This is a genomic window from Pseudomonas ficuserectae, from assembly GCF_024584585.1.
GTDB classification, from domain to species: Bacteria; Pseudomonadota; Gammaproteobacteria; order Pseudomonadales; family Pseudomonadaceae; genus Aquipseudomonas; species Aquipseudomonas amygdali.
Map to the genome: position 1 here is coordinate 1,533,354 of NZ_CP085684.1, position 23,435 is coordinate 1,556,788.

The following is a 23,435-nucleotide window of genomic DNA, read 5'->3' on the forward strand; positions in this document are numbered from 1 at the left end:
GGCTTCGACTTTTGAAGAAAAGGCTTTTTCAGACCTTCCCTAACGGACAATACACCTCGGACAGTTCGGGGAAAATAATACAGCGGGTAACGTTTAAACGCTGCGAGGGCGGCTTGCTCGCTGATAATTTCACTCACCTGAGTGAAAACGGGCGAGAAACCTGGAGTACTCGCTACGAGCCAAAAAAGTATTGGGCTAATAATCGGCTCGCTGAGCAATTGGCGGATAAACCTCATGTGTACAATTTGGGGCTGATTTGCAATCGCTGGCTGATCAACTGGTCAAGGAGCTGACTTAAAAAACGCTCTGTCTGTCGTAGGCGCTACAGAGCGTTTTCTGACCGTCAGGCCCTTGTATCGATCAAGTGTGTCGAACCTTTTTCTGCTTTTTCTTTGATCTGACTTATCCAGATTTCACTAGGGTCATCTTTTTTGCTGAGTGCTATTTTTCCAAGATCAATGATGTTTTGAAAATTTAGCAGGTCAAGTTTATAGGTTCCTTTGAATGTGTCTGTGTCATGGTCAGCCAGCGTCATGAGGATTTTGGCATGCGTGATCGCAGCATCCTTGAGGTGGGTTTTTTGGTTGATGGCATCTGATAAATACTTGATTTCATTGATGCCTAACTTATCGTCCAGGTCTATTATTTTAAGCTCGGCATCATCGCCTATCGTATAGCTGAAATTTTTACCCGTCAGGTCGGGGCGCAAATCTATAAGCTCCGCTCTGAACTCCTGGTAGAAACAGGATTGTAATTCCGACATGAGCAATGCATCCACATTAAGGTGCTCTAGATAAAGCTCTTTTGTCATTGGGCGAATGACTTTTTTAGTCGGGTCTTTCTCGTCGGGATGATTGGAGGTGAATTGCAGCCACGGCTCTTCCTCACGCGTGTAGAAAGCATTTGCAAACTCTTCTTTTTTACTCAGTGCCGGTTTATCCTCAGGCGATCGTGTGAGGGGTTCTGTTTGGAGGGGTTTCAAGGGACGTGATGGAGGAAGTAAAAAGTCGGAAGTAATAGTGCTAATGTACATTTTCTGCTCCTTGCTGAATAATTGTATCGTTCTTGTTATCGGTAAATGAACGAGATTCTTGGGCTGATAAAACTGTGGGATAATTCCTGCTTACAGGCTTTGTGTGATCTGCGTCACGAAACAATGGCATGCCACTGGTTATTCCGAGCGAAATATCAACGGCCTGTATTTGCATTCATCAAACGTGCACATCAACCAGAGGTTTTGGTTCTTCCTCACGCTTCGGCGCATAGCGCTCGATCTGGTAAATAATCGTGTCCATGAAATTGCCAATATGGTTGCGGCTGAAGATCTGTCCGTAGTTGATGATTTTGCTGTAACTCTCCAGATTGAGGGTGTGCTGGTTACCGAATTTTTCCGTGTAATGGTCGAGTAGCGTCATCACAATTTTTGCGTGTGCACGCATATCCTCTTTCAGTTGTTGACGTTCGTTCAGCTTCTCGGTCAGGTACGTGAACTCCGCCGGCGTGAGTACCTCGTCCGGGTCGGTCACCTGAATGTCCTGATTAAAGCCCAGCGTGAAGCCGAAATGCTTTTTTGACAGCTCTGTATTGAGGTAAAAAAGCTGCTGCTTGAAATCGTGGAAATTGTCGTACATACGGCATATGGTTTGGTCAAAATCCTTAATGTGGTTTTCCAGATACCTGCCTCGGATCTCTTTTGCTTGCTTCTCAGGCATGTTCTCTAAAATAGCGCGTCCTGCCGCCGAATTTTTGTAGCTGGAAAACCAAGGTGTTTCCTCGGAGGTGTAAAATTCAGCGTTCGGGTCACGCGGTTTATCAAGTGCCTGAGGGATCTTGCCTAGCGGAGCAGCAGATGGAATGAGGGGGGTTGAACCCGAGAGAATGCGCTGTTGATTTTGTGACGTAAAAGCGGAGGGGTTTATATACATATTAGGCGCTCTTTGGTGTTAGTGATAACTCTCTAGCGGCAGTCCTCTGAAAAACTTGGCCTGATATGAATGTAGGATTTTTCCTGGATTTCACGTGGTTATTATTTTTGTAGGGGATTTCCTTAATTTCAATATGATGGTTGACTAAGTGTTCAGCGCTCTATTACGTCGATTTTGTCAGTGGCAACCCGCCTCTGCGTAATCTGCGAGAATATCTATGAATATTTACGGGAAAAAATGTGCTGGTTTTTGCTTGTTGTCCATCTTCGTGGTAATGGCGTCGGCTTCCGGCGCTTACGCCAATACAGGTAGTGAGGAACCGGCCGGCGCACCAAATAATAAAACCAACGAAACCGTTTTGGCTGAAGCCGTTCAAGAGGTTTCCGAACCAAGATTCACCGTCATGCTGGATAAGCTGCACTCGGTAGCAGATGCGTTGACAGTTAAACATCCTGTTCACTACTACGGTTTTGTGTCGCATCGTGGGCAAGATGTACTTCTCTATGCGCCTGTTGGTGACCCGTTCACTAACGAGTGGAAGATCGAGTATTATGAAAATGGTGAGTGGGTTGCTCAGACACTTGAGACCAAGGTTTTTACAAATCTGACTCCCGAGGCAGAGGTAATTGTCAGAATCACGCCAAGAAACCCGTTAGTAGGGAGCACTCTCCCATACATCGTTAGATTTGGTTCCTACCCTGTTCTAAAAAGCTACGAGCTGCTTGACGAGCCGGGAGTGATAAGGATTCCAAGTGGGTATACCAATCCTGATTGGTTAGCCACCCAGATTTATAAAGAGGCTGTTTTTGAGGCGAGATTTACCGACACTAAAGGCTCGCCTTTGGAGGGCGGTATGGCGATTCTTGATCTGAGTTTTGGCAAAGCAGAACCTTCAATTGAGCATATTGCAGTCAGTGATGCTACCGGCTTTGCCTCTCGGCGTATCGAGTTTGGACGCTGTTACGGTGGCGTGGAGGCCCAGGATTTTGTGCACACACAAAGAGGTTTCAATACATGGAGGAGTCACTATAAAGTTGCTGGCTACACAGTACACAATTTTTCATTGGGACCAATGACAGCGGCCCCTCGTATCTTTTACATGGGGCATATCTGTACACAGACCGTTCTGCGAACTGTCGCTCCTCGTGGTTAACATTTAGCTCAGTCTGGCGAGCCGTTTGTCTCGCCAGTCTGATTTCTCATACCGCCAAAGAAATATAGGAAAAATCTCGCTTTTCAGCATTGCTCTGGACTTGTTGTATCCATTCGTCCTGCATTTTTTGCACGCTGGTGCTTATGATCTTGCCATAATCGATCACATCCTGAAAATTACCGATATCCAGTTTATATCGACCACCGAATGTTTCATGATCATGGTCAACCAAGGTCATGACCGTCTTTGCGTGCTGCTGTATTTGCTCTTTGAACTCTCTGAACCCGTTAATGGCATGGGTAAGCACTGATTTGTCATTCTCAGTCAGGCTGTTATCGTAGTCAATTATCTTGATGGACGCGCTTTCGTTCAGTGTAAAACCAAATTTTTTACTTGCGATTTCGGGGTGCGTTTCTTGCAGGTCCTTACGAAAACTGTCGTAGGTGACATTGATCAACGCAAGCTCCAGTACGTCGACTATTTTTTTATGCGCCACGTAGTCGAGCCGATTTGTAATGTGCTCGTTGATCGACTCCAACAACCACGGCTCTTTCTGGTATTCATAAAATACATTTTCTTCTGTCTTTTTTGCTTCGGATGCAATGGCCTTTTCCAAGCCAGCATCTTCTGTCGGATCGCCATTTTTGGTGCCAGGTATCAGCGCCGTTTGTTGCAGGGTGTTTGCCTGATTCGGAATGCCATTAATGTTCAAAACGTTACCCTCCCTTTGGTCTCATAACGAATAGCGGCCAGTTCCTGAAAAACTTGGCCTGATAAACCAGTAGGAGATTTCCGAGAGGACGTGCAAACGTGACGCTGTTCTCAAGTAGTTAACAAGCGGGGCGATTTCCCCAGCCGCTTATTCAACTCCAGCCCATTGGCCATCAACATCATCAAGCCCAGCCCGACAATCGCGGTAGTCACCTGCATAGGCCATGTATCACCTGCCAGTGCGTTTGCCATGTCTGCCAGTGGCGCGAGCAATACGCCCAGGCAGAATACTTCCAGCGAATAACGGCCCATGCGGCAGGTCTGGCGGGCGGGCCAGTTTTCGAGCCAGGCGCTTGAGGTTGGCAGCAGTCGGGCGACGACGTAGACCAGTGCAAGGAAGTGCAGCAGGCGCGCGGGTGCCAGGTCGGTCTTGCTGATGGGGTACAGGGCGTCGAGGTGCAGGGTCGAGACCATTGCAGTGTGCAGGCCGGGCCATTTTTCGCTGAAGGTCAGCATCCCGGCGATCAACACGTAGATGGCGGCCATCAGGAACAGCGGTTGTTGGCGCAACGGAGAGCGTACGGCGGGTGTGGCTGTTTCGCTGCGCAATGCACAGGCACCGCCGAGAATGAACAGCAACTGCCAGGCCACCGGATTGAAATACCACACGCCACCGCCTTCATAGGCACGCAGGTTCCAGCCGAGCAACGGCACCATCAGGTACAGGGCAATCGACAGGCCGACCGCCAGTTCCAGTTTGCGCAGCATCAATGGCAAGGTCAGCGGCAAGGTCAGCAACAGCACGATATACAGCGGCAACGGGTCGGTCAGGTTGGGCTTGAAACGCAGCAACAGTTCATCGGCCAATGCCTGTTGCGGGTTGCCGACGAAGTATTCAAGGCCCATCTGCTGGACCATGTCGCGCGTCTCGACATGATTGTTGGCGACGAAGACGATGCCCATCAGCAGGGTCAGCAGAAAGATATGCACCACATACAGCACCCAGGTGCGGCGCAGGATCCGCACGCCAGCCACCAGCATGCCGTCGCGCCGGGCGATGCGTCCATAGGCCAGGATCGATGCGTAACCGGCAAGAAAGACAAAGATTTCCGCTGCGTCGCTGAAGCCGAAGTTGCGTACGGTCAACTGCGCGAGCGGGTTGTCCGGCACGTGATCCCAGAATATGAAGATCAGCGCCAGGCCGCGAAAGAAGTCGATTCGATGATCGCGTCCGTTAGTCATAACGGTGGACTCTTGAAAGTGCTAATGAGTAAAGATCGGCCACAGAGGCTCAGGTTCCAGGCCAGCGACCAGTGACGTTCGGCGGCGCGGCAGGGTGCCGTTAATTCGGCCCGATTGCAAAAGCACGCTATTACAGAATGTCTCTGGCGCGCTGGTTCTGGCGGTTTCAGGACGACAGTTGCTGCACGCGCGCGTTCGATCAAGCTCGCCAATGATAGCAATCAACAGCAATCATTCTCATCTTCTGTTATGTTACTGTATAACGATTGCAGTCAACTCACTGGAGAGCTAATCATGAAACCCGACATCCATCCCGCTTACCGTACTGTGCTGTTCCACGATACCGCTGCCGACGTCTACTTCCTGATCGGCTCGACCGTAGACACAGACCGTACGCAGCAGCACACCGACGGCAACACCTATCCTTATGTCGCGCTAGACGTGTCCAGCGCCTCGCACCCGATGTATACCGGGCAGCAGCGCAAGACCACCAACGAGGGCCGGATCGCGGGTTTCAACAAGCGTTTCGCCACCTTTGGCTCTGGCGGCAAGAAAGAAACCGCAGCGGCTCAATGAGCTGTCTGACCTCCCGGTGATGGGCATTTCGCATGGATTGCCCACCACCGGGGTTTTTTTGCCTGAATTCCAGGCGTATGGCCAATCATCTGCTGGACTAACAGCCAACATTGCTTTTATCTTCGCGGCCTGAAAAACAGGAGTAACCGCTTTGAAAAAGTCAGTCGCCATCGTTTTCGGTGGGCAATCCAGCGAGCATGAGGTTTCGTTGCAGTCGGCACGCAACGTGATCAATGCGATTGATCGTGAACGCTATACGCTGACCCTGATCGGCGTCGACAAGCTGGGCCGCTGGTTGCGCTTCGACGAGGCCGACTACCTGCTCAATGCCAATGATCCTGCGCGGATCAAATTGAGTGCATCCGGCAAGCAGTTGTCGCTGTTGCCTGGCAGCACTGGTGGCCAGTTTGTCGAGGTCGAGACAGGCAAGCCACTGGCAGCCATTGACGTGGTATTTCCGCTGATCCACGGCGCGTTTGGTGAGGACGGTGCGTTGCAAGGCGTGCTGCGCATGCTGGCCGTTCCGTTTGTCGGCGCTGACGTACTCGCCTCGGCGGCGTGTATGGACAAAGACGTGACCAAGCGTCTGCTGCGCGATGCAGGCATTGCTGTCGCGCCGTTCATGGTGCTCAGCCGTGGGGAAACCCTGTCGTTCGCCGATGCAGCCACGCAGTTGGGCCTGCCGATGTTTGTCAAACCGGCCAATCAAGGCTCGTCGGTGGGCGTCAGCAAAGTGTCTGACGAGGCCGGCTTCGTGGCTGCACTGGCATTGGGTTTCGAATTTGACCACAAGCTGCTGATCGAGCAGGGCATAGTCGGCCGGGAAGTGGAGTGCGCGGTACTGGGTAACTTCGATGCGCAGGTCAGTGTCTGTGGCGAAGTGATTGCCAACGACGAGTTCTACGCCTACGACACCAAGTACCTGAATGGTGATCAGGCGCGCATCGCGATACCCGCCGAGTTTCCTGCCGATCTGAGTGATCAGGTGCGTGAAGTCGCGTTGCAGGCTTACAAGGTACTGGGTTGCGCAGGGCTTTCGCGGGTCGATTTCTTCGTTACCGACACGCGTGACATCATCATCAATGAGGTCAACACGCTGCCTGGCTTCACTTCCATCAGCATGTACCCCAAGCTCTGGCAGGCCAGCGGTCTGACCTACGCCGAACTGATCCATCGCCTGATCGTGCTGGCCCTTGAGCGCGCTGAGCAGGCACGTTTGCTGAAAACGGAAATCTTTGCATGAAGATAATCCGCATCGCGGCGGCGCTGCTGATCGGCACAGACGGCCGGACCCTGCTGGTGCGCAAGCGCGGCACTCAGGCATTCATGCAACCGGGCGGCAAGATCGAACCTGGCGAACCGGCACCGCGGGCGCTGGCCAGAGAGCTTGAAGAAGAACTCGGGCTGATCATCGATCCGCAGCAGGCGCTGTTTCTCGGCGAGTTCGTTGCACCGGCTGCCAATGAGCCGGGTTTTGAGGTGTGTTGTCAGCTTTACGAGGTCAGAACTGATGCCCAGGTTCTGCCCGCCGCCGAGATCGAAGAAGTGCTTTGGGTCGGCGCAGACAGTCTTGCGGATGTGCATCTGGCTCCGCTGACACGCGACCTGATCCTGCCGTTGTACCGCCAGCGGCAAACCCGAGCGAACTGAACCCGTGTCGTCCTGTGCCTTGGCACAGGACGATACTGTCAGCGAACCACGCTAACTCCGTCCAGCGTCGAAAACGAGGTGTCCTTGGCGGTCAGCAGGAAATCGCGCATGTACGGTGCGTCGAGCATGTCGGCGCGAATACCGGCATACAGTGTTGCGAACAGCCCTTTCTCACCCAGGCGCTTGGCCTTCACATAGCCGCGTGAGCTGTATTCATGCAGCGCCCAGTGCGGCATGCCACAGACCCCGCGTCCGCTGGCGACCAGTTGCATCATCATCACCGTCAATTCCGAGGTTCGTACCTGTGCAGGCTCGATATCGGCGGGCTCCAGAAAACGGGTAAAGATGTCCAGCCGGTCGCGTTCCACCGGGTAAGTGATCAGCGTTTCAGTCAGCAAGTCTTCCGGGACGATGTAAGGCCTGCTTGCCAGCGCGTGTTGATTGGCCACCGCCAGCATCGCTTCATAGGTGAATAGCGGCACATAGGTGATGCCGGGCAATTCCAGCGGGTCGGACGTCACCACCAGGTCCAGGTCACCACGCGCCAGCGCGGGCAATGGTGCAAACGAGAAGCCGGAAGACAGGTCCAGTTCGACCTCGGGCCAGGCATCGCGGAACTGGTCGATGGTCGGCATCAGCCATTGAAAACAGCTGTGGCATTCGATTGCCATGTGCAGCCTTCCCGCAGTGCCGCCTGCCAGACGGGCGATGTCACGCTCGGCACTGCGCAGTTGCGGCAGCATGGAATCGGCCAATTGCAGCAGGCGCAGACCGGCGCTGGTAAACCGTACCGGTTTGGTCTTGCGCACAAACAGCGGCATGCCCATGCGCTCTTCCAGTTCCTTGAACTGATGGGACAGCGCCGACTGCGTCAGATGCAGGCGTTCGGCGGCCTCCACAAGGCTGTCGGCCTCGCGCAGGGCGTGCAGGGTTTTGAGGTGGCGTATTTCAAGCACCGTCAGTGCTCCATGAGCAGTATTTGTGATCAACACGAAAAAAATGAGTTTGTCTCATGTTGTGTCAGCTGTCGACAATAGACCCATCTTTTATGGAGGACGCATCGTGGCCCTGACTCAACACCCTGACTATTTTCACATTGGCGCAGACCGTGAATTGCAGCACGCTCTGCAGGCTTTCTGGAAACAGGATCAGGGTGTTGCGACAACTGACGCCGAACTGCGCAGCTGGTTGATGGCGCGTTACCCGCAGCAGGTGCCACACCTGAAACGCGACCAGCGTTTTCAGCCTGATTGGGCACCGCTGCTGGCGAGCGTCGCCGAAGCGTGTGAGCAAGGCCGCAAGCCCGCATTGATCGGTCCTCTGACACTGCTCTGGCTAAGTGACGTTCAGGGTGACGAGGTCGACCGCCTCGACCTGCTGGAGCATCTGCTGCCGGTGTATGGCGAGATCTTCGGGCGTCTGGCGGCGCGCGGTGTCGAGTGGATTCAGATCGACGAACCGATCCTGGCGCTCGACCTGCCGCTGGCATGGAGCAACGCCTTCGAACGTGCCTATCACATTCTTCAGTATTCGCCGTTGAAGAAGCTCATTGGCCTTTATCACGGTGACCTGCGGCCCAACCTGGGTGTCGCGGCCTTGTTGCCGGTTGCAGGGTTGCATCTGGACAGCGTGACCGAACCGGAGCTGCTGGCTCCGGTGTTTGATCGTCTGCCGGTTTACAAGGTCCTGTCCTTGGGCGAGTGCGACACGCATTCGGGCTGGCACCAGGAGTCCCTCCTCGAAGCGCGCGCCCGTTTTGGGGAAAACCTGATGGTGGCGGATCAGTTCGCCGCGTAACGCAACACCCGATTAACGACCACTCAGCGCCATTCATCAAACTGTCACGCAAGTGTGGCAGCGCGCTTGACGAAACATCATCAGACTCGCGGCCTAATGGGGATCTGTTTTTTGGTGTTTTTCATGCGGGTTTTAATTTTTCTGGCCGCGCTTCTGTGCGGCTTGCCGTCTTTTGCGGCCGATCGTTGTGATGTCGATGTTCCTGTACAGCATGCTGACCTTAAAGAGGTACGAATTGCCTATCAAAGCATCGGCAGTGAATCCGACCCTGCCTTGCTGTTGGTAATGGGCCTTGGCGGGCAGTTGATTCATTGGCCGGACGAGGTTGTGGTTGCGCTGTGTCAGCAGGGCTACCGGGTGATTCGCTACGACAATCGCGACGTCGGTCTGTCTACCTGGGTGCAACAGCCAGCCGAGGCCAACCTGACCTTTGAAGTGCTGCGCTACAAGCTGGGCCTGCCGGTCTCTGCGCCGTATTCGCTGACCGATATGGCCGATGATGCCTTGGGCCTGATGGACGCCTTGCAGATTCGCCAGTTTCACGTTCTTGGCGCGAGCATGGGCGGCATGATTGCCCAGCACCTGGCCGATCTGGCCCCGTCGCGGGTCGAAAGCCTGACGTTGATCATGACCAGCTCCGGTGCGCAGGGCTTGCCTATGCCCAGTGCGGCGTTGATGCAACTGCTGGCGCGGCGCGGCGCACCCAACCGGGAAATGGCCATCGAGCAACAGGCTGATCTGCTTGCAGCGCTGGGCAGCCCGCAGGTCAAGGATGATCGCCAGCAATTGCTGCATCAGGCTGCGGTGTCCTACGACCGGGCCTTCAATCCCGAGGGCGTCAAGCGTCAGATCATGGCGATTTTGGCCGAGCCGAGCCGGGTGGAGTTGCTGAACCGTCTGCGCCTGCCGGTTCTGGTGGTGCATGGCACGGCTGATCCATTGTTGCCGGTCATGCATGGTGTGCACGTGGCCGCGCATATTCAGGGCAGCCAGTTGCGCCTGATTCCGGGGCTGGCGCACCGTTTTCAGGAAGCCTTCAAGGCACCGTTGCTCGGGGCGGTGCTGCCGTACCTGAAAGCCCAGCATGAAGACGGTCGCAGCCTTGCCCAACTGTAAACCCTGCCCGGTTGTCAGGCACTGACAGAGGTGTATCGTATGGCCCTTGCTTATTGAATCTGCTGACTGAAAAGGGCCGACATGACGACTGCACTGAAGATCGACTTCATCTCCGATGTTTCCTGCCCCTGGTGTGTCATCGGCCTGCGCGCGCTGGATCAGGCGCTGGAGGCGCTGGGTGAAGAAGTGCAAGCGCACATCCACTTCCAGCCTTTCGAGTTGAACCCGAACATGCCTGCCGAAGGGCAGGACATCAAAGAGCACATCGCCGAAAAATATGGCTCTACGCCAGAACAGATCGAAGGTATTCACGAGACGATTCGTGAGCGCGGTGCCGAGCTGGGCTTCACCTTTGCCAAGGGCGAGCGACGTATCTACAACACGTTCGATGCTCATCGCCTGTTGCACTGGGCCGAACAACAAGGCAAGCAGTACGCATTGAAGCAGGCGCTGTTCGAAGCCTATTTCAGTGACCTGAAAGACCCGTCCAGCCACCAGACTCTGGCAGACGTAGCGCAGAAGGTCGGCCTGGACCGTTTGCGTGCTCAGGCCATCCTCGACAGCGGCGAGTACACCGCAGAGGTCCGCGAAGCCGAGCAACTCTGGACATCCCGCGGTATCACCTCCGTGCCGACCATGGTCTTCAACGACCAGTACGCGGTATCGGGCGGGCAGCCGGTTGAAGTGTTCGTCAGCGCGATCCGGCAGATGCTCAGCGAGTCGAAGTAAGGTACTGCCTGTGCAGGATCGGTGTCGTGCGGACGCCTATTGTTCCGCACGCTCCAGCGTGGGAATGCAGTGGGTGACGCTCTGCGTCACAGATCTGCGCGATACCGCACACTCAAGATTGGACACAGTGCTCAAAGCCCGTATTTCTTGACCTTGTCGAACAAGGTGGTCTTGGCCATGCCCAGTTCCTGACTGGCCTGGCTGAGGTTGCCACCGCTGCGTTGCAGGGCTTCGCTGAGCAGGGATCGTTCGAAGGCCTCAACCGCTTCGGCAAACCCCAGGCTTTGATTTTCACTGACCGTGCCTGCCTGTTTGAACGCCGGCAGACCCAAGGCAAACCGCTCGGCTACGTTGCGCAGTTCCCTCACGTTACCCGGCCAGTCGTGGCTCATCAGGCTTGAACTGGTCTGTCTGTCCAGCGTCGGCGGCTCACGGTCGAAGCGCAATGACGACAACTGCAGGAAGTGTTCGAACAGTTGCAGAATGTCTTCGCGGCGCTCACGCAATGGCGGCAGCTCCAGCGTGACGACGTTCAGACGGTAATACAGGTCGCTGCGGAACTGACTGGTCTTGCTCAGTGCATTGAGGTCGGATTTGGTCGCCGCAATGACCCGGCAATCCACTGCAACACTCTGGTTCGAACCAAGCCGCTCCAGAGTTCGTTCCTGGAGGACGCGCAACAGTTTGATCTGCAGGTTGACCGGCATGCTTTCCACTTCATCGAGAAACAGCGTGCCATTGTGGGCGTGTTCGATCTTGCCGATGCGCCGCTTGCCCGCGCCGGTAAATGCATTGGCTTCGTGACCGAAAATTTCCGACTCGAACAGGCTTTCTGCCAGCCCGCCGCAATTGAGTGCCACGAACTGACTGTCCTTGCGTCGGCTGAAGTCGTGCAGGCAGCGCGCGACGAGCTCCTTGCCGGTGCCGGTCTCGCCTTCGATCAGCACATTGGCCGACGTATCGGCGACGTTGGTAATCAATGCGCGCAGGTTTTGCATGGCGGGGGAGCGGCCGATGATCCGGCCTTCCAGCGAATCGCGTTCGGCCAGTTGCTTGCGCAACGCCCAGACTTCACGGGCCAGCCCGCGCTGCTCCAGCGCGCGCCGGGTGACGTCGACCAGGCGCTCGGGAGAAAAGGGTTTCTCCATGAAATCGTAAGCACCATCGCGCATTGCGTTGACGGCCATGGTGATATCGCCGTGGCCGGTGATCAGCACCACCGGCAGGCTGCTGTCACGCGCCTTGAGGCGGCTCAATAATTCCAGCCCGTCGATACCCGGCAAACGAATGTCGCTGATGACGATACCGGCAAAATTGTCACCGATGCGCTTGAGGGCGTTTTCGGCGCTGGATACGCCTTCGCTGGCAATGTCTTCCAGCGCCAGCGCCTGCTGGCAGCCGAGCAACACATGCGGGTCGTCTTCGACGATCAGCACGGTCAGGTCGCTGTTGATGCTCATGGGTGTCGTCTCATGTCAGTCCACCTGGGCCGGGGCCGCTCGGGCGATTGTCGGTCGGGGCATCGGGGACAAACGGCAGGCTCAGGACAAATGTTGTGCCGCCGTCACCTGGGTGCTCTGCGCTCAGGCTGCCCCCGGCTGCGGCGGCGAGGCTCGCCGACAGGGTCAGGCCCAGTCCCAGGCCTTGTTCGCCGGGTTTGGTGGTGAAGAAAGGTTCGAACAGGTGCTTGCGGGTTTCGGCATCGATGCCGTGCCCGTTATCACGTACCCGCAAGCGATAACGCCCGTCTTCAATTGACCCGGTGAGCCACAATTCGGGCGCTGGCTGGTTGAACATGGCGTCCAGCGCATTGCCGATCAGATTGACCAGGATCTGTTCCAGGCGGGTCTGGTCGATGCTCAGGGTGGCGTCGACGAAGTCTCGGTGTAACGTCAGGCCAGACTGCTCCAGGCGTACGCCCAGCAACTGCGCCGCCGTCTCGACGGCCTTGCTCAGTTGCGCCTGGCCCTGATCGTCGCCGCGTCGGGCGAATGCGCGCAGGCTGGCGGTAATGCGGCCCATGCGGTCGACCAGATCATTGATGGTGCGCAGGTTGGCACTGGCGGTGTCCAGCGCGCCTCGCTCAAGAAAACGCACGGTATTGCCGGACAAGGTGCGCAATGCCGCCAGAGGCTGGTTCAATTCATGAGCGATGCTGGTCGACATCTGGCCGATGGCTGCCAGCTTGCCAGCTTGCACCAACTCGTCCTGGGCTCTGCGCAGGGTGTCTTCAGCCTGTCTTCGTTCGCGAATCTGCGCCTTGAGGCGTTCGTTGCTGGCTCGCAGGTGTTCGGTACGCTCGGCGATCTTGCGTTCCAGCTCATTGTTCGCAGCCTGCAGCGCCTCTCTGGCCGCCAGTCGGGTCGAGATCACCTTGCGCCGCTCGTTCCAGGCAATCAGCAGAAAGGTCACTAGCGCGCAGGCCACAGCTACCAGCATGCCCTGATTGGCCGCTTCACGGCGCAGGTTTTCCAGTGGCGTAAGCAGCGTCAGGTGCCAGGCGGTATCGCTCAGCGGACGGCTCTGGGCCAGATAACTGACCTGCTTGTGCTCCCGATCGACGCTGACGTTGGCCGGGAAAACAAGCTTTTCGACGCCTTCGGAGAGGGTTTCCCGTTCCAGTGGCACCAGTTCGTTAAGCGGCCACCAGTAATATTGCAGGCTGCGGGCCAGGCGTTCCTTGACCTGCGGGGTGAGCGGTCGTACTGACTTCAGGCGCCGAGCCGGGTCGCTCGAGAGGATGATGATGCCGTTCTCGTCGCTGACAAACGCCTCCAGGCGAGCACGCTGCCAGCGTTCTTCCAGTGCTTCAAGGCGTACTTTGATCACGGCGACGCCGATGATCCGGCCTTTGTCTTCCAGCCCGTGGGCCAGGTAGTAGCCCGATTCGCCCGTGGTGGTGCCGATGCCGTAAAAACGGCCAGGCAGGCCGCGCACAGCGTCCTTAAAATAGGCACGGAAGGACAGGTCTTCACCCTGATAGCTGTCGGAATCACGCCAATTGCTGGTGGCCAGCACTCGGCCGGTGGTGTCCATCACATAAATGGCGCGGCTGCCGCTGCGTCGGTTCATCCCTTCCAGATAACGGTTGACCTGCTGCTGAAGCTCGGGACTTGGCTCGTTGAGCAACTGCGACACGCTGGATTCAAGCTCCAGCACGCTGGGTAAATAGGTGTATTTGCTGATTTCACTCTCGACCGTGCGGGCATGCAGCTCCAGCTGGCGCTCACCGGTCTCGCGCAGGCTCTTGATACCGCTGTGTTCGCTTATCAGGTAGGCGATATAGCCCAGTCCGATCATCAGCATGAGGATCAGTGGCGGTAAAAACAGTTGGCGTATCAGACGAGGTTTCACGGCTAGTGATGGCGGCGCGGCGCGATACAGAGTGGGGTCGCATTTCATCACAGTCGTCCTGAACCGAACAGCTGCCCGCGAATGCGCAGGCAGCCGGCATTACCTAGTGCTGGAGAATCTTGGCGAGAAATTGCTGAGCGCGTTCCGAACGTGCGCTGACGTCACCGAAAAACTCTTCTTTTTCGCAGTCTTCGACAATCTGTCCCTTGTCCATGAAAATCACCCGATTGGCGACCTTGCGAGCGAAGCCCATTTCGTGGGTCACGCACATCATGGTCATGCCTTCGTGCGCCAGTTGCACCATCACGTCGAGCACTTCGTTGACCATTTCGGGGTCCAGCGCAGACGTCGGTTCGTCAAACAGCATGACCACCGGGTCCATCGCCAGGGCGCGAGCGATGGCAACACGCTGTTGCTGACCACCGGAAAGCTGCCCGGGATGCTTGTGCGCATGCTCGGACAGACCGACGCGGTCCAGCAATTTCAGGCCTTTTTCGGTCGCTTCGGCCTTGCTGAGACCCAGTACCTTGATCTGCGCGATGGTCAGGTTTTCGACAATGCTCAGGTGCGGGAACAGTTCGAAGTGTTGAAACACCATGCCGACCCGCGAGCGCAGTTTTGGCAGGTTGGTCTTCGAGTCGGAAATCGATGTACCGTCGACGACAATGTCGCCTTTTTGAAACGGTTCCAGCGCATTCACGCATTTGATCAGGGTCGACTTGCCGGAACCGGAGGGCCCGCACACCACAACCACTTCACCTTTGCTGACCTCGGTGCTGCAATCGGTCAGCACTTGGAAGTCGCCATACCATTTGTTGACGTTTTTGATGGAAATCATACGGCAAACCTTTTTTGCAGACGCTTCACCAGCAGCGAGGCGGCAAAGCTGATCGTGAAATACACCAGACCGGCAATGATCAGGAACTCGTTGGCGCGCCCGATGATGTCGCCACTGGAGCGCGATGCATTGAGAAAATCCACAAGGCCCACGGTGTACACCAGAGAGGTGTCCTGGAACAGAATGATGCTCTGTTGCAGCAACAGCGGCGTCATCTTGCGAAACGCCTGGGGCAGGATGATCAGTCGCATCATCTGCGAGTAATTCATGCCCAGCGCCTGGGCTGCGCCCATCTGTCCTTTGGAAATCGACTGCACGCCCGCACGTACGATTTCGCAGAAGTACGCGGCTTCGAACATCATGAAGGCCACGACGCATGAGGCGAAGGCCCCGATGGGCGTGTCTTCACCGGTAATCCAGCGCAACACGAATGGCACTGCTAGGTAGAACCAGGTGATCACCAGCAGCAGTGGGATCGAACGGAAGTAGTTCACGTAAGCGCCAGCCACATTGGCCAGCAGCTTGTTTGATGACAGGCGCATCAACGCCAGCAAAGTGCCAAGCACCAGGCCGCCGACAACACCCATTGCCATCAGCTTGAGGGTCATGACCATGCCGTTCCACAGGCCGGGAATGGCCGGAACGATTCCAGTGAAGTCCATTATTTGCCCCCCAGCGAGATGAGTCCGGGTACAGCGACTTTCTTCTCGATCATGCGCATCAGCAGCATCAGGCTCATGTTCAGCGTGAAGTAGATGAGGGTGGCGAGCGTAAAGGCTTCAAACAGGTTGGCGGAAAACTCGGCGGTCTGTTTGGTCTGCGCGAGCAGTTCCATGAGGCCGATCAGCGACGCTACCGACGAGTTCTTGAACACGTTCAGGAATTCGGAAGTGAGCGGCGGAATGATGATCCGGTAAGCCTGTGGCAACAGCACGTTCCAGTAGATCTGCGGCAGCTTGAAGCCCATTGCACGCGCGGCCGATTCCTGGCCCTTTGGCAGTGCTTCAATGCCGGTACGCACCTGTTCGCAGACCCGAGCAGCGGTAAACAGACCCAGGCAGACCACCACGCTCAGGAACGCGGAGGTAGTCGGGTTGAGGTCCTGCTTGTACCACTCCTGCAGGTTTTCCGGCAGCAGGTCGGGCACCAGAAAGTACCAGATTAACAGCTGCACCAGCAGTGGCACATTACGGAAAATTTCCACGTATACCGTGGCAATACCCGATACCAGACGGCTTGGTACGGTGCGCATGACGCCCAGTACCGAACCCAGTATCAGGGCAATGATCCAGGCAACGACAGCAATGGCGATGGTCCAGCCCAGGCCGGATATGAACCAGTCCAGATAGGTCTCGCTGCCGACGCCGGTGGACTTGAAGAACACGCCCCAGTCCCAGTTGTAATTCATCAGGGTCTCCCCCTATTTTTCTATTTATATCGAGATGCACGCACTGTCGGACTTCGAGAGTGAGGAGCCGGTCCCGAACAGGTTTTGCCTGCTCAGGATGCGATCAGTTCAGGCTGGCTGAACCGGTTGCTCAGGCTTTCTTGTCTTCTGCGGCCTTGTCGGTCGGGTTCTGAATCAGTTCCTTGAGCTTGTCGCTCATCGGGAAATTCAGATTCAGCCCTTTAGGCGGGACGGGGGACATGAACCACTTGCTGTAGATGGCGTTGATGTCGCCAGACTTGTAGGTGGCAACAATGGCGTCATCCACTGCCTTCTTGAACGGGGCATCGCCCTTGCGGACCATGCAGCCGTAGATTTCGTAGGATTGCGCAGTACCGGTCACTGCCCAGTCATCCGGCTTCTTGGCCTTGGCCATCTCGCCGGCCAGCAGCGCGTCGTCCATCATGAATGCGACCGCACGGCCAGACTCAAGCATCTGGAAGGATTCGCCGTGGTCCTTTGCCGAGATCACGTTCATGCCCATCTGCTTGTCGGCGTTCATCGCCTTGAGGATGCGCTCGGACGTTGTGCCCGCGGTGGTCACGACGTTTTTGCCTTTCAGGTCATCGAAGTCCTTGTAGCTGGAGTCTTTTTTCGACAGCAGGCGCGTGCCGACTTCGAAGATGCCGATGGAGAAGTCGACCTGCTGCTGACGCTCGACATTGTTGGTGGTCGAACCACATTCAACGTCGACGGTGCCGTTCTGAACCAGCGGAATACGGGTCTGAGACGTTACCAGGTTGTACTTGACCTTGAGGTCAGGCATGTCGAGGTCTTTCTTGATGGCTTCGACGATTTTCAGCTGGATGTCATGCGAGTAGCCCATCGGTACGCCAGAAGCGTCTGCGATGTAGGAAAACGGAATGGACGCGTCACGGTGGCCCAGCGTGATGGTGCCGGATTCCTTGATTTTCTTCAGGGTGCCGGTAAGTTCGGCGGCGAAAACCGGGGTGCTGATCAGAGCGGCAGTTATTGCTACGCCCAACAGATGGGGAACGATGCGCATTGATGAATCCTTGATTTCATTTTTATTGATGGGGCCGCAATGGGAGGCAGCCCGCTTCTTGGCGAATGCTTCAACGGCGTCCAGATCCAGACACACGCCCTGTCGAAACGCTCGGTTCAGAGTGTAGAGCATGAGTCGTGCCAAGCAGCTTGAATCAATCAAGGCTATGAATTTAAAGGGTTTTATTCGTGCTTGAGTGCGACGCCCGGAATCGAAGCGTCCGGGAAGCCGAATCAGGCAGAGCGAAATGTTCGGAAAACCGAATGCAACGGAGTATTCAGGGGGAGGGCGGTGCAGAGGAACAAACCTGTTCGCCGCGCGATGGGCGAACAGGTGGTGTGCGAGCTATCAGGCAGCCTCGATAGCGGCCTTGTTGCGCACAACGGTTTCCAGATAGCTGCGCACAGCGGCCTGTTCTTCAGGCGTGGTGAACAAGCCAAGCTTGGTACGGCGCCACAGGATGTCTTCGATGCTGGTAGCCCATTCCTGGTCGCACAGGTAATCGACCTCTCGGGTGTACAGACCTGCACCCAGATGCTGGCCGAGGTCTTCCAGACCTTGCGCGCCTTCCAGCAAGCGCCAGCTGCGGCTGCCGTAGGTAATCGCCCAGCGTTTGGCGATAGGCGCGGGCAGCCAATTGAAGCGACGGGTCATTTCTGCTGCCAGGGCTTCTGGCGTGGTCATGTCTTCGCCGCCTGGCAGTGCTGCCTTGGCCGTCCAGCTCGGTTTCATCTGTTTGAAGAATGGTGCCAACTGCGTCATCGCCGATTCGGCCAGCTTGCGGTAGGTGGTCAGCTTGCCGCCGAACACCGACAGAATTGGCGCCTCGTCCGCGCCGCCTGACAACGAAAGCGTGTAATCACGGGTAATGGCAGACGGATTATCGGACTCGTCGTTGCACAGCGGGCGCACGCCAGAGAATGTGTGGAGCACGTCTGCGCGACTCAGCTGTTTCTTGAAGTGGTCGTTGGCCACTTTCAGCACGTAATCCATCTCGCCTTCGGTGATGTCCACCTTATTCGGATCGCCCTGATACTCACGGTCGGTGGTGCCGACGATGGTGAAGTGCTCCAGGTACGGAATCGTGAACACGATGCGCTTGTCTTCGTTCTGCAGAATGAACGCGTGCTCACCCTCGTACAGTTTCGGCACGATCAGGTGGCTGCCTTGAATCAGGCGGATGCCGTAAGCCGAATCGAGCTTGAGGTCTTCACGGATGAACTTGGCCACCCACGGGCCTGCCGCATTGACCAATGCCTTGGCGTGGATCGAGAACAGGCTGCCGTCGCTGCGCTCAAGATGCAGATGCCACATGCCCTTGATACGGCGGGCGCTGACACAGCGAGTCTGAGTATGAATGTGCGCGCCGTTTTCACGCGCTGCCATGGCGTTGAGCACCACCAGACGAGCGTCGTCGACCCAGCAATCGGAGTATTCGAAGCCGCGGGTGATGCTTGAGTTCAGTGGGCTGTCTGCACCAAAACGAATGGTTTTCGACGCGGGCAGCTTTTCGCGCTTGCCGAGGTTGTCATACAGGAACATGCCGGCACGAATCATCCACGCTGGACGCAGGTGCGGGCGGTGCGGCAAGACAAAACGCATGGGTTTAACGATGTGCGGCGCCTTGGCAAGCAACACTTCGCGCTCTGCGAGTGCCTCGCGGACCAGGCGGAATTCGTAGTGCTCAAGATAGCGCAGGCCGCCATGAATCAGCTTGCTGCTGGCCGAGGACGTGTGGCTGGCTAGGTCGTCCTTCTCGCAAAGAAAAACCGACAGGCCGCGACCGGAGGCATCCGCCGCAATACCGACACCATTGATGCCACCGCCAATAACGGCGATGTCGTAAACCTCGGAGAGGGGTTGGGTTGGCACGGTAGTGTGGGGCATTGGTGGCCTCCTGGACAATTCGTGAGCAAAGCTCGAAAGGCGAATCTGAACATTAATGTTCAGATTCGAAAATAATAGCTCAATAAAATTGCCCTTGCCAGCACGTATCGATTGAAAATACTGATGGTGGAGTCAGGAAAAGAACAAAAATGAACATTGTAGGGCGGGATGTTATGCGCGGGATGATCGTAATTTCTGATGCTTTTCGTTCTGCACGTGCCAGCCTAGACACCTCTCGTGTCTCAGGCTCCAGCGGGAATGCAGATCGCGACGCTCTGGCCGCACGAGGACGCAGAGCGTCCAGAAAGGCATGCGACGCGGAGCCTCGCACGATATTCGGCGCTCTGCGTCACACATCTGCGCCGCGCCTCATATTCAGGATAGGGCGCAGAGTGTCCAGAACGGCATGTGTAATCGCGGAAACCACTCGTTCCTGACAATCACACTACTTCCAGACGAATTTTGTGCTGATTCAGCAACTGCTGCAGCGCGGGCACAGGGGGCTGGTCGGTTACCAGGCAGTCGATGAGGGTGATTGGCCCCAAGCGGACCATCGCATTGCGCCCGAACTTGCTGGAGTCAGCCGCCAGCAGCACTTTGCGTGCGTTGGCGATGATCGCCTGGGAAACCCGTACTTCCTGATAATCGAAATCCAGCAGGCTGCCGTCTTCATCGATACCGCTGATGCCGACCAGGGCGAAGTCCACCTTGAACTGGGTAATGAAGTCGATACTGCCCTGGCCCACGACGCCGCCGTCACGACGCACATTGCCGCCAGCTATCAGGACCTCGAAATCATCCTTGGTACTGAGGATCGATGCCACATGCAGGTTATTGGTGATGATCTTCAGGTTGTTGTGGTTGAGCAGGGCGCGGGCGATGGATTCGGTGGTGGTGCCGATATTGATGAACAACGAGGCGTTGTCCGGGATCTGCGCGGCGATGGCCTCGGCTATCCGTTGTTTTTCGTCGCGCATCTGATCCGCACGCATGGCGTAGGCGGTGTTTTCGATGCTGGAGTCATAGGCCGCGCCGCCGTGGTAGCGACGCAGCAGATTCATTTCCGCCAGTTGATTGATATCACGGCGGATGGTTTGTGGGGTCACGACGAACAGCGTCGCCATTTCCTCAATGCTGACGTAACCACGGTCACGGACCAGTTCGAGGATCTGTTGTTGGCGGGGAGGCAGGTTCATTGTTTTTCCTTGAGCGCCCTCTGCAAATGGCGCCCATCATGCCGCAGGCAAGTGTGACCTGTCAGCCGGAATCCTGTCCCCTCCGCACAACAGCGGGTATCACTCTTCGTTTTCGTGCGGTTCCCAGTCACGGGTGCGCGCGACGGCTTTTTGCCAGCCCGCGTAGAGTTTCTCGCGGTGGGCCTCTTCGCAGGAAGGTTCGAACACGCGCTCGATCACCGCCTTGTTGCGCAACTCGTCCAGGCTGCTCCAGAACCCGCTCGCCAGACCGGCCAGGAACGCGGCGCCCAAGGCTGTTGTTTCACGCATTTGCGGGCGTTCGACGTGGGTGCCGAGAATGTCCGCCTGGAACTGCATCAGGAAGTTGTTGGCCACGGCACCGCCGTCCACGCGCAGTGACTTGAGGCGTTCGCCGGAGTCCTGCTGCATCGCATCAAGTACGTCGCGGGTTTGATAGGCGATGGATTCCAGCGCTGCACGGATGATGTGATCAACCTTCACGCCACGGGTCAGGCCGAACAGTGCGCCTCGTGCATACGGGTCCCAGTAGGGCGCACCCAGACCGGTGAACGCCGGCACCAGATACACGCCGTTGCTGTCCTTGACCTTGCTGGCAAAGTATTCGGTGTCCAGCGCGTCGTTGATGAGCTTGAGTTCGTCGCGCAGCCACTGCACGGTCGAGCCACCGTTGAAGACCGCGCCTTCCAGTGCATAGGCCACTTCACCACGCGGGCCGCAGCCGATGGTGGTCAGCATGCCGTGCGCCGACTTCACGGCTTTCTTGCCGGTGTTCATCAGCAGGAAGCAGCCGGTGCCGTAGGTATTCTTGGCCTGGCCGGGTTCGACACACATCTGGCCGAACAACGCCGCCTGTTGGTCGCCTGCGATACCGGCAATCGGGATGCCGCTTTTGCTGTGACCGTAGACCTCGGAGGAGGCTTTGACCTCTGGCAGTATCTCGCGCGGGATGTCCAGCACGTCGAGCATGCGCTGATCCCATTCCAGCGTATGGATATTGAACAGCATGGTCCGCGAGGCGTTGGTGTAGTCGGTAACGTGCACCTTGCCGCCGGTGAATTTCCAGATCAGCCAGGTATCGATGGTGCCGAACATCAGTTCGCCTTTGCGGGCGCGCTCGCGGCTGCCTTCGACGTTGTCCAGGATCCACTTGACCTTCGAGCCGGAGAAGTACGGGTCAATCACCAAGCCTGTAGTGTCCTTGATGTACTCCTCAAGACCGTCACGCTTGAGCTGCTGGCAGATCTCGGTGCTGCGTCGGCACTGCCAGACAATTGCGTTGTAGATAGGGCGGCCGGTATCGCGCTCCCAGATGACGGTGGTTTCGCGCTGGTTGGTGATACCGATTGCAGCGATCTGGTTATGGTGCAGATCAGCCTGCGCCAGCGCCTTGGTCATGCATGCAGTCTGAGTGGCGAAGATTTCCATCGGGTCATGCTCGACCCAGCCTGCCTGCGGATAGTGCTGTACGAATTCGCTTTGGGCAGTGCTCACCACGTTGGCATCGCGGTCGAAAATAATGGCGCGCGAGCTGGTGGTGCCCTGGTCAAGAGCAATGATGTAGTTCTTGTTCTGTGTGTCAGTCATGTCGATTGCCTTGCATTGTTGGGTGGGATTCAGTTGGGTGAGATTCAAATTGAGTGAAATTCAAGATGAAGCCTGAACTTTGCCGCGAACCACTGGAGCATTTTTTTCGTTTTCAACAGGATCGGCACTCGGCAGATGACGCGCAATCAGCGCGCGATAGCCAGCAGCACCAAGGCAGGCACCCAGGATGGGCGCAAAAATCGGAACCAGGAAATAAGGAATGTCACGACCACCGGTGAAGGCTATTTCACCCCAGCCAGCGAAGAACGTCATCAGCTTTGGACCGAAGTCGCGCGCCGGGTTCATGGCAAAACCGGTCAGCGGGCCCATCGAGCTGCCGATCACCGCCACCAGCAGGCCTATCAGCAAGGGTGCCAGCGGGCCGCGCGGCAAACCGTTGCTGTCATCGCCCAGAGCCATGATGACGCCCATCAGAATGGTGGTGATGACCACTTCGACCAGAAATGCCTGCCCCACGGAAATGGCAGGGTTTGGATAGGTCGAGAACACCGACGCCAGTTCAAGGCTCTGTTCGCTGCCGCGAATGATGTGGTGCGCATGTTCGAAGTCGAAAAAAAGACTGATGTACAACAGGTATACCAAGCCAGCTCCGCAGAACGCGCCTGCGATTTGCGCCGAGATATAAAAAGGCAATTTGCGTTTTTCGAAACCGGCAAACAGACTCAGCGCGATGCTGACGGCCGGGTTGAGGTGGGCACCTGAAATACCGGCGCTGAGGTAGATCCCCATGCTGACGGCCATGCCCCAGATGATGCAGATTTCCCACAAGCCGAAAGTGGCTCCCGCGACCTTGAGCGCTGCAACGCATCCTGTGCCGAAAAAAATCATCAGGGCTGTGCCAAGAAATTCAGCTACACATTGCCCGGTGAGTGTCGGTTGTTTTAGTGCGATGGTCATGGATACCTCATTTTTGTTTTTGTCTCGGCACCCTGAGACAGGCATGGGTGCTCGTTATTCGTGCGTATCAGAAAAACCCCATTTCTGATCGCTGGTGCGAGTTATACCGAAAAACCGCTTTCGATAATATTCGTAAACGAAAAAATATAGACAAGAAACAACGCTGTCAAAGGTCGGAACCGAACGGTCATGGAGTGGATACGAGCCCGCACAGCCGCTTTATACCGGGATTTTATGGCTGTTACCAAAAAGCCATCAGTGTTGCAGGTGGCGTGAATCAAGGCA

At 56.4% G+C, this 23,435-nt stretch carries 22 protein-coding genes and 1 pseudogene; 8 read left to right on the plus strand and 15 right to left on the minus strand.

Annotated features, from left to right (window positions below; translation table 11 throughout):
• Positions 1-41: 41 nt before the first annotated feature.
• Positions 42-293: pseudogene (locus LJU29_RS06860) on the plus strand (hypothetical protein); the annotation flags it as partial.
• A 50-nt stretch (positions 294-343) separates the two neighbouring features.
• Here the strand turns inward: LJU29_RS06860 and LJU29_RS06865 are convergent.
• Both LJU29_RS06865 and LJU29_RS06870 read right to left on the minus strand, forming a co-directional pair.
• Complete coding sequence (locus tag LJU29_RS06865) at positions 344-1,033, minus strand: hypothetical protein (RefSeq protein ID WP_005755426.1); 690 nt, start codon at positions 1,031-1,033, stop codon at positions 344-346.
• A 178-nt stretch (positions 1,034-1,211) separates the two neighbouring features.
• Entirely contained in the window at positions 1,212-1,925 is a 714-nt protein-coding gene (locus LJU29_RS06870) for a hypothetical protein (protein ID WP_257111894.1), read from the minus strand.
• A 403-nt stretch (positions 1,926-2,328) separates the two neighbouring features.
• Between LJU29_RS06870 and LJU29_RS06875 the strand changes: the two genes are divergently transcribed.
• Positions 2,329-3,078 (plus strand): hypothetical protein, encoded by a 750-nt coding sequence (locus tag LJU29_RS06875; RefSeq protein WP_257112695.1) that lies wholly within the window; start codon positions 2,329-2,331, stop codon positions 3,076-3,078.
• Positions 3,079-3,124: 46 nt separating this feature from the next.
• Here the strand turns inward: LJU29_RS06875 and LJU29_RS06880 are convergent, their stop codons facing one another.
• The gene (locus LJU29_RS06880) at positions 3,125-3,790 is read right to left on the minus strand and encodes a hypothetical protein (RefSeq protein WP_005755435.1); all 666 of its coding nucleotides are present in this window, start codon (positions 3,788-3,790) and stop codon (positions 3,125-3,127) included.
• 110 nt (positions 3,791-3,900) lie between these two features.
• The gene (locus tag LJU29_RS06885; RefSeq protein ID WP_057423656.1) at positions 3,901-5,031 is read right to left on the minus strand and encodes an OpgC domain-containing protein; all 1,131 of its coding nucleotides are present in this window, start codon (positions 5,029-5,031) and stop codon (positions 3,901-3,903) included.
• 294 nt (positions 5,032-5,325) lie between these two features.
• Here LJU29_RS06885 and LJU29_RS06890 point away from each other — a divergent pair, with 294 nt between their 5' ends.
• The 3 genes from LJU29_RS06890 to LJU29_RS06900 all read left to right on the plus strand — a co-directional run bounded on the left by LJU29_RS06890 (position 5,326) and on the right by LJU29_RS06900 (position 7,257).
• Complete coding sequence (locus LJU29_RS06890; protein WP_002554875.1) at positions 5,326-5,607, plus strand: type B 50S ribosomal protein L31; 282 nt, start codon at positions 5,326-5,328, stop codon at positions 5,605-5,607.
• Positions 5,608-5,758: 151 nt separating this feature from the next.
• On the plus strand, positions 5,759-6,850 hold the full coding sequence (ddlA, locus tag LJU29_RS06895) for a D-alanine--D-alanine ligase (protein ID WP_005755439.1): 1,092 nt from the start codon (positions 5,759-5,761) through the stop codon (positions 6,848-6,850).
• Positions 6,847-7,257: an NUDIX hydrolase gene (locus LJU29_RS06900; RefSeq protein WP_002554873.1), complete on the plus strand. Its 411-nt coding sequence runs from the start codon at positions 6,847-6,849 to the stop codon at positions 7,255-7,257. Before ddlA ends, LJU29_RS06900 begins: the two co-directional genes overlap by 4 nt.
• 38 nt (positions 7,258-7,295) lie before the next feature.
• On the opposite strand, the gene metR is transcribed toward LJU29_RS06900, so the two are convergent.
• Positions 7,296-8,213 carry a transcriptional regulator MetR gene (gene metR, locus LJU29_RS06905; protein ID WP_003431263.1) on the minus strand — a complete coding sequence of 306 codons (918 nt, stop codon included), beginning with the start codon at positions 8,211-8,213 and terminating at the stop codon, positions 7,296-7,298.
• Between the two features lie 106 nt (positions 8,214-8,319).
• Here metR and LJU29_RS06910 point away from each other — a divergent pair, with 106 nt between their 5' ends.
• The 3 genes from LJU29_RS06910 (at position 8,320) to LJU29_RS06920 (ending at position 10,899) form a co-directional block, all read left to right on the plus strand.
• On the plus strand, positions 8,320-9,054 hold the full coding sequence (locus tag LJU29_RS06910) for a uroporphyrinogen decarboxylase/cobalamine-independent methonine synthase family protein (RefSeq protein WP_005755443.1): 735 nt from the start codon (positions 8,320-8,322) through the stop codon (positions 9,052-9,054).
• 123 nt (positions 9,055-9,177) lie between these two features.
• On the plus strand, positions 9,178-10,170 hold the full coding sequence (locus LJU29_RS06915) for an alpha/beta fold hydrolase (protein WP_080164866.1): 993 nt from the start codon (positions 9,178-9,180) through the stop codon (positions 10,168-10,170).
• Positions 10,171-10,251: 81 nt separating this feature from the next.
• The gene (locus LJU29_RS06920) at positions 10,252-10,899 is read left to right on the plus strand and encodes a DsbA family oxidoreductase (RefSeq protein WP_057423729.1); all 648 of its coding nucleotides are present in this window, start codon (positions 10,252-10,254) and stop codon (positions 10,897-10,899) included.
• Between the two features lie 131 nt (positions 10,900-11,030).
• Here LJU29_RS06920 and aauR read toward each other — a convergent pair whose 3' ends face one another.
• From aauR to LJU29_RS06970, 10 genes are all read right to left on the minus strand, one after another.
• Positions 11,031-12,359, minus strand: a complete 1,329-nt coding sequence (gene aauR, locus LJU29_RS06925; protein WP_257111896.1) for a two-component response regulator AauR — start codon at positions 12,357-12,359, stop codon at positions 11,031-11,033.
• Between the two features lie 10 nt (positions 12,360-12,369).
• Positions 12,370-14,301, minus strand: a complete 1,932-nt coding sequence (aauS, locus tag LJU29_RS06930; RefSeq protein ID WP_257111897.1) for a two-component sensor histidine kinase AauS — start codon at positions 14,299-14,301, stop codon at positions 12,370-12,372.
• Positions 14,302-14,356: 55 nt separating this feature from the next.
• The gene (locus LJU29_RS06935) at positions 14,357-15,091 is read right to left on the minus strand and encodes an amino acid ABC transporter ATP-binding protein (RefSeq protein WP_257111898.1); all 735 of its coding nucleotides are present in this window, start codon (positions 15,089-15,091) and stop codon (positions 14,357-14,359) included.
• Entirely contained in the window at positions 15,088-15,756 is a 669-nt protein-coding gene (locus LJU29_RS06940; RefSeq protein WP_170947361.1) for an amino acid ABC transporter permease, read from the minus strand. The genes LJU29_RS06935 and LJU29_RS06940 overlap by 4 nt, the downstream gene beginning before the upstream one ends.
• Positions 15,753-16,499, minus strand: a complete 747-nt coding sequence (locus LJU29_RS06945) for an amino acid ABC transporter permease (protein WP_005755451.1) — start codon at positions 16,497-16,499, stop codon at positions 15,753-15,755. Before LJU29_RS06945 ends, LJU29_RS06940 begins: the two co-directional genes overlap by 4 nt.
• Before the next feature lie 130 nt (positions 16,500-16,629).
• Complete coding sequence (locus tag LJU29_RS06950) at positions 16,630-17,544, minus strand: glutamate/aspartate ABC transporter substrate-binding protein (RefSeq protein WP_004664079.1); 915 nt, start codon at positions 17,542-17,544, stop codon at positions 16,630-16,632.
• Positions 17,545-17,892: 348 nt separating this feature from the next.
• A complete protein-coding gene (glpD, locus tag LJU29_RS06955) occupies positions 17,893-19,431 on the minus strand; it encodes a glycerol-3-phosphate dehydrogenase (RefSeq protein ID WP_057452872.1) in 1,539 nt (512 codons plus the stop codon).
• Between the two features lie 440 nt (positions 19,432-19,871).
• A complete protein-coding gene (locus LJU29_RS06960) occupies positions 19,872-20,627 on the minus strand; it encodes a DeoR/GlpR family transcriptional regulator (protein WP_003363617.1) in 756 nt (251 codons plus the stop codon).
• A 99-nt stretch (positions 20,628-20,726) separates the two neighbouring features.
• On the minus strand, positions 20,727-22,232 hold the full coding sequence (gene glpK / locus LJU29_RS06965) for a glycerol kinase GlpK (RefSeq protein ID WP_257111902.1): 1,506 nt from the start codon (positions 22,230-22,232) through the stop codon (positions 20,727-20,729).
• Between the two features lie 60 nt (positions 22,233-22,292).
• A complete protein-coding gene (locus LJU29_RS06970) occupies positions 22,293-23,150 on the minus strand; it encodes an MIP/aquaporin family protein (RefSeq protein WP_005732236.1) in 858 nt (285 codons plus the stop codon).
• Positions 23,151-23,435: the final 285 nt, after the last annotated feature.

Bases quoted from the DNA above. Each gene is read 5' to 3' on its own strand.
- LJU29_RS06865 (WP_005755426.1), bottom strand. From the start codon at position 1,033: ATGTACATTAGCACTATTACTTCCGACTTTTTACTTCCTCCATCACGT.
- LJU29_RS06870 (WP_257111894.1), bottom strand. From the start codon at position 1,925: ATGTATATAAACCCCTCCGCTTTTACGTCACAAAATCAACAGCGCATT.
- LJU29_RS06875 (WP_257112695.1), top strand. From the start codon at position 2,329: ATGCTGGATAAGCTGCACTCGGTAGCAGATGCGTTGACAGTTAAACAT.
- LJU29_RS06885 (WP_057423656.1), bottom strand. From the start codon at position 5,031: ATGACTAACGGACGCGATCATCGAATCGACTTCTTTCGCGGCCTGGCG.
- LJU29_RS06890 (WP_002554875.1), top strand. From the start codon at position 5,326: ATGAAACCCGACATCCATCCCGCTTACCGTACTGTGCTGTTCCACGAT.
- LJU29_RS06900 (WP_002554873.1), top strand. From the start codon at position 6,847: ATGAAGATAATCCGCATCGCGGCGGCGCTGCTGATCGGCACAGACGGC.
- LJU29_RS06915 (WP_080164866.1), top strand. From the start codon at position 9,178: ATGCGGGTTTTAATTTTTCTGGCCGCGCTTCTGTGCGGCTTGCCGTCT.
- LJU29_RS06920 (WP_057423729.1), top strand. From the start codon at position 10,252: ATGACGACTGCACTGAAGATCGACTTCATCTCCGATGTTTCCTGCCCC.
- aauR (WP_257111896.1), bottom strand. From the start codon at position 12,359: ATGAGCATCAACAGCGACCTGACCGTGCTGATCGTCGAAGACGACCCG.
- aauS (WP_257111897.1), bottom strand. From the start codon at position 14,301: ATGAAATGCGACCCCACTCTGTATCGCGCCGCGCCGCCATCACTAGCC.
- LJU29_RS06935 (WP_257111898.1), bottom strand. From the start codon at position 15,091: ATGATTTCCATCAAAAACGTCAACAAATGGTATGGCGACTTCCAAGTG.
- LJU29_RS06945 (WP_005755451.1), bottom strand. From the start codon at position 16,499: ATGAATTACAACTGGGACTGGGGCGTGTTCTTCAAGTCCACCGGCGTC.
- LJU29_RS06950 (WP_004664079.1), bottom strand. From the start codon at position 17,544: ATGCGCATCGTTCCCCATCTGTTGGGCGTAGCAATAACTGCCGCTCTG.
- glpD (WP_057452872.1), bottom strand. From the start codon at position 19,431: ATGCCCCACACTACCGTGCCAACCCAACCCCTCTCCGAGGTTTACGAC.
- LJU29_RS06960 (WP_003363617.1), bottom strand. From the start codon at position 20,627: ATGAACCTGCCTCCCCGCCAACAACAGATCCTCGAACTGGTCCGTGAC.
- glpK (WP_257111902.1), bottom strand. From the start codon at position 22,232: ATGACTGACACACAGAACAAGAACTACATCATTGCTCTTGACCAGGGC.
- LJU29_RS06970 (WP_005732236.1), bottom strand. From the start codon at position 23,150: ATGACCATCGCACTAAAACAACCGACACTCACCGGGCAATGTGTAGCT.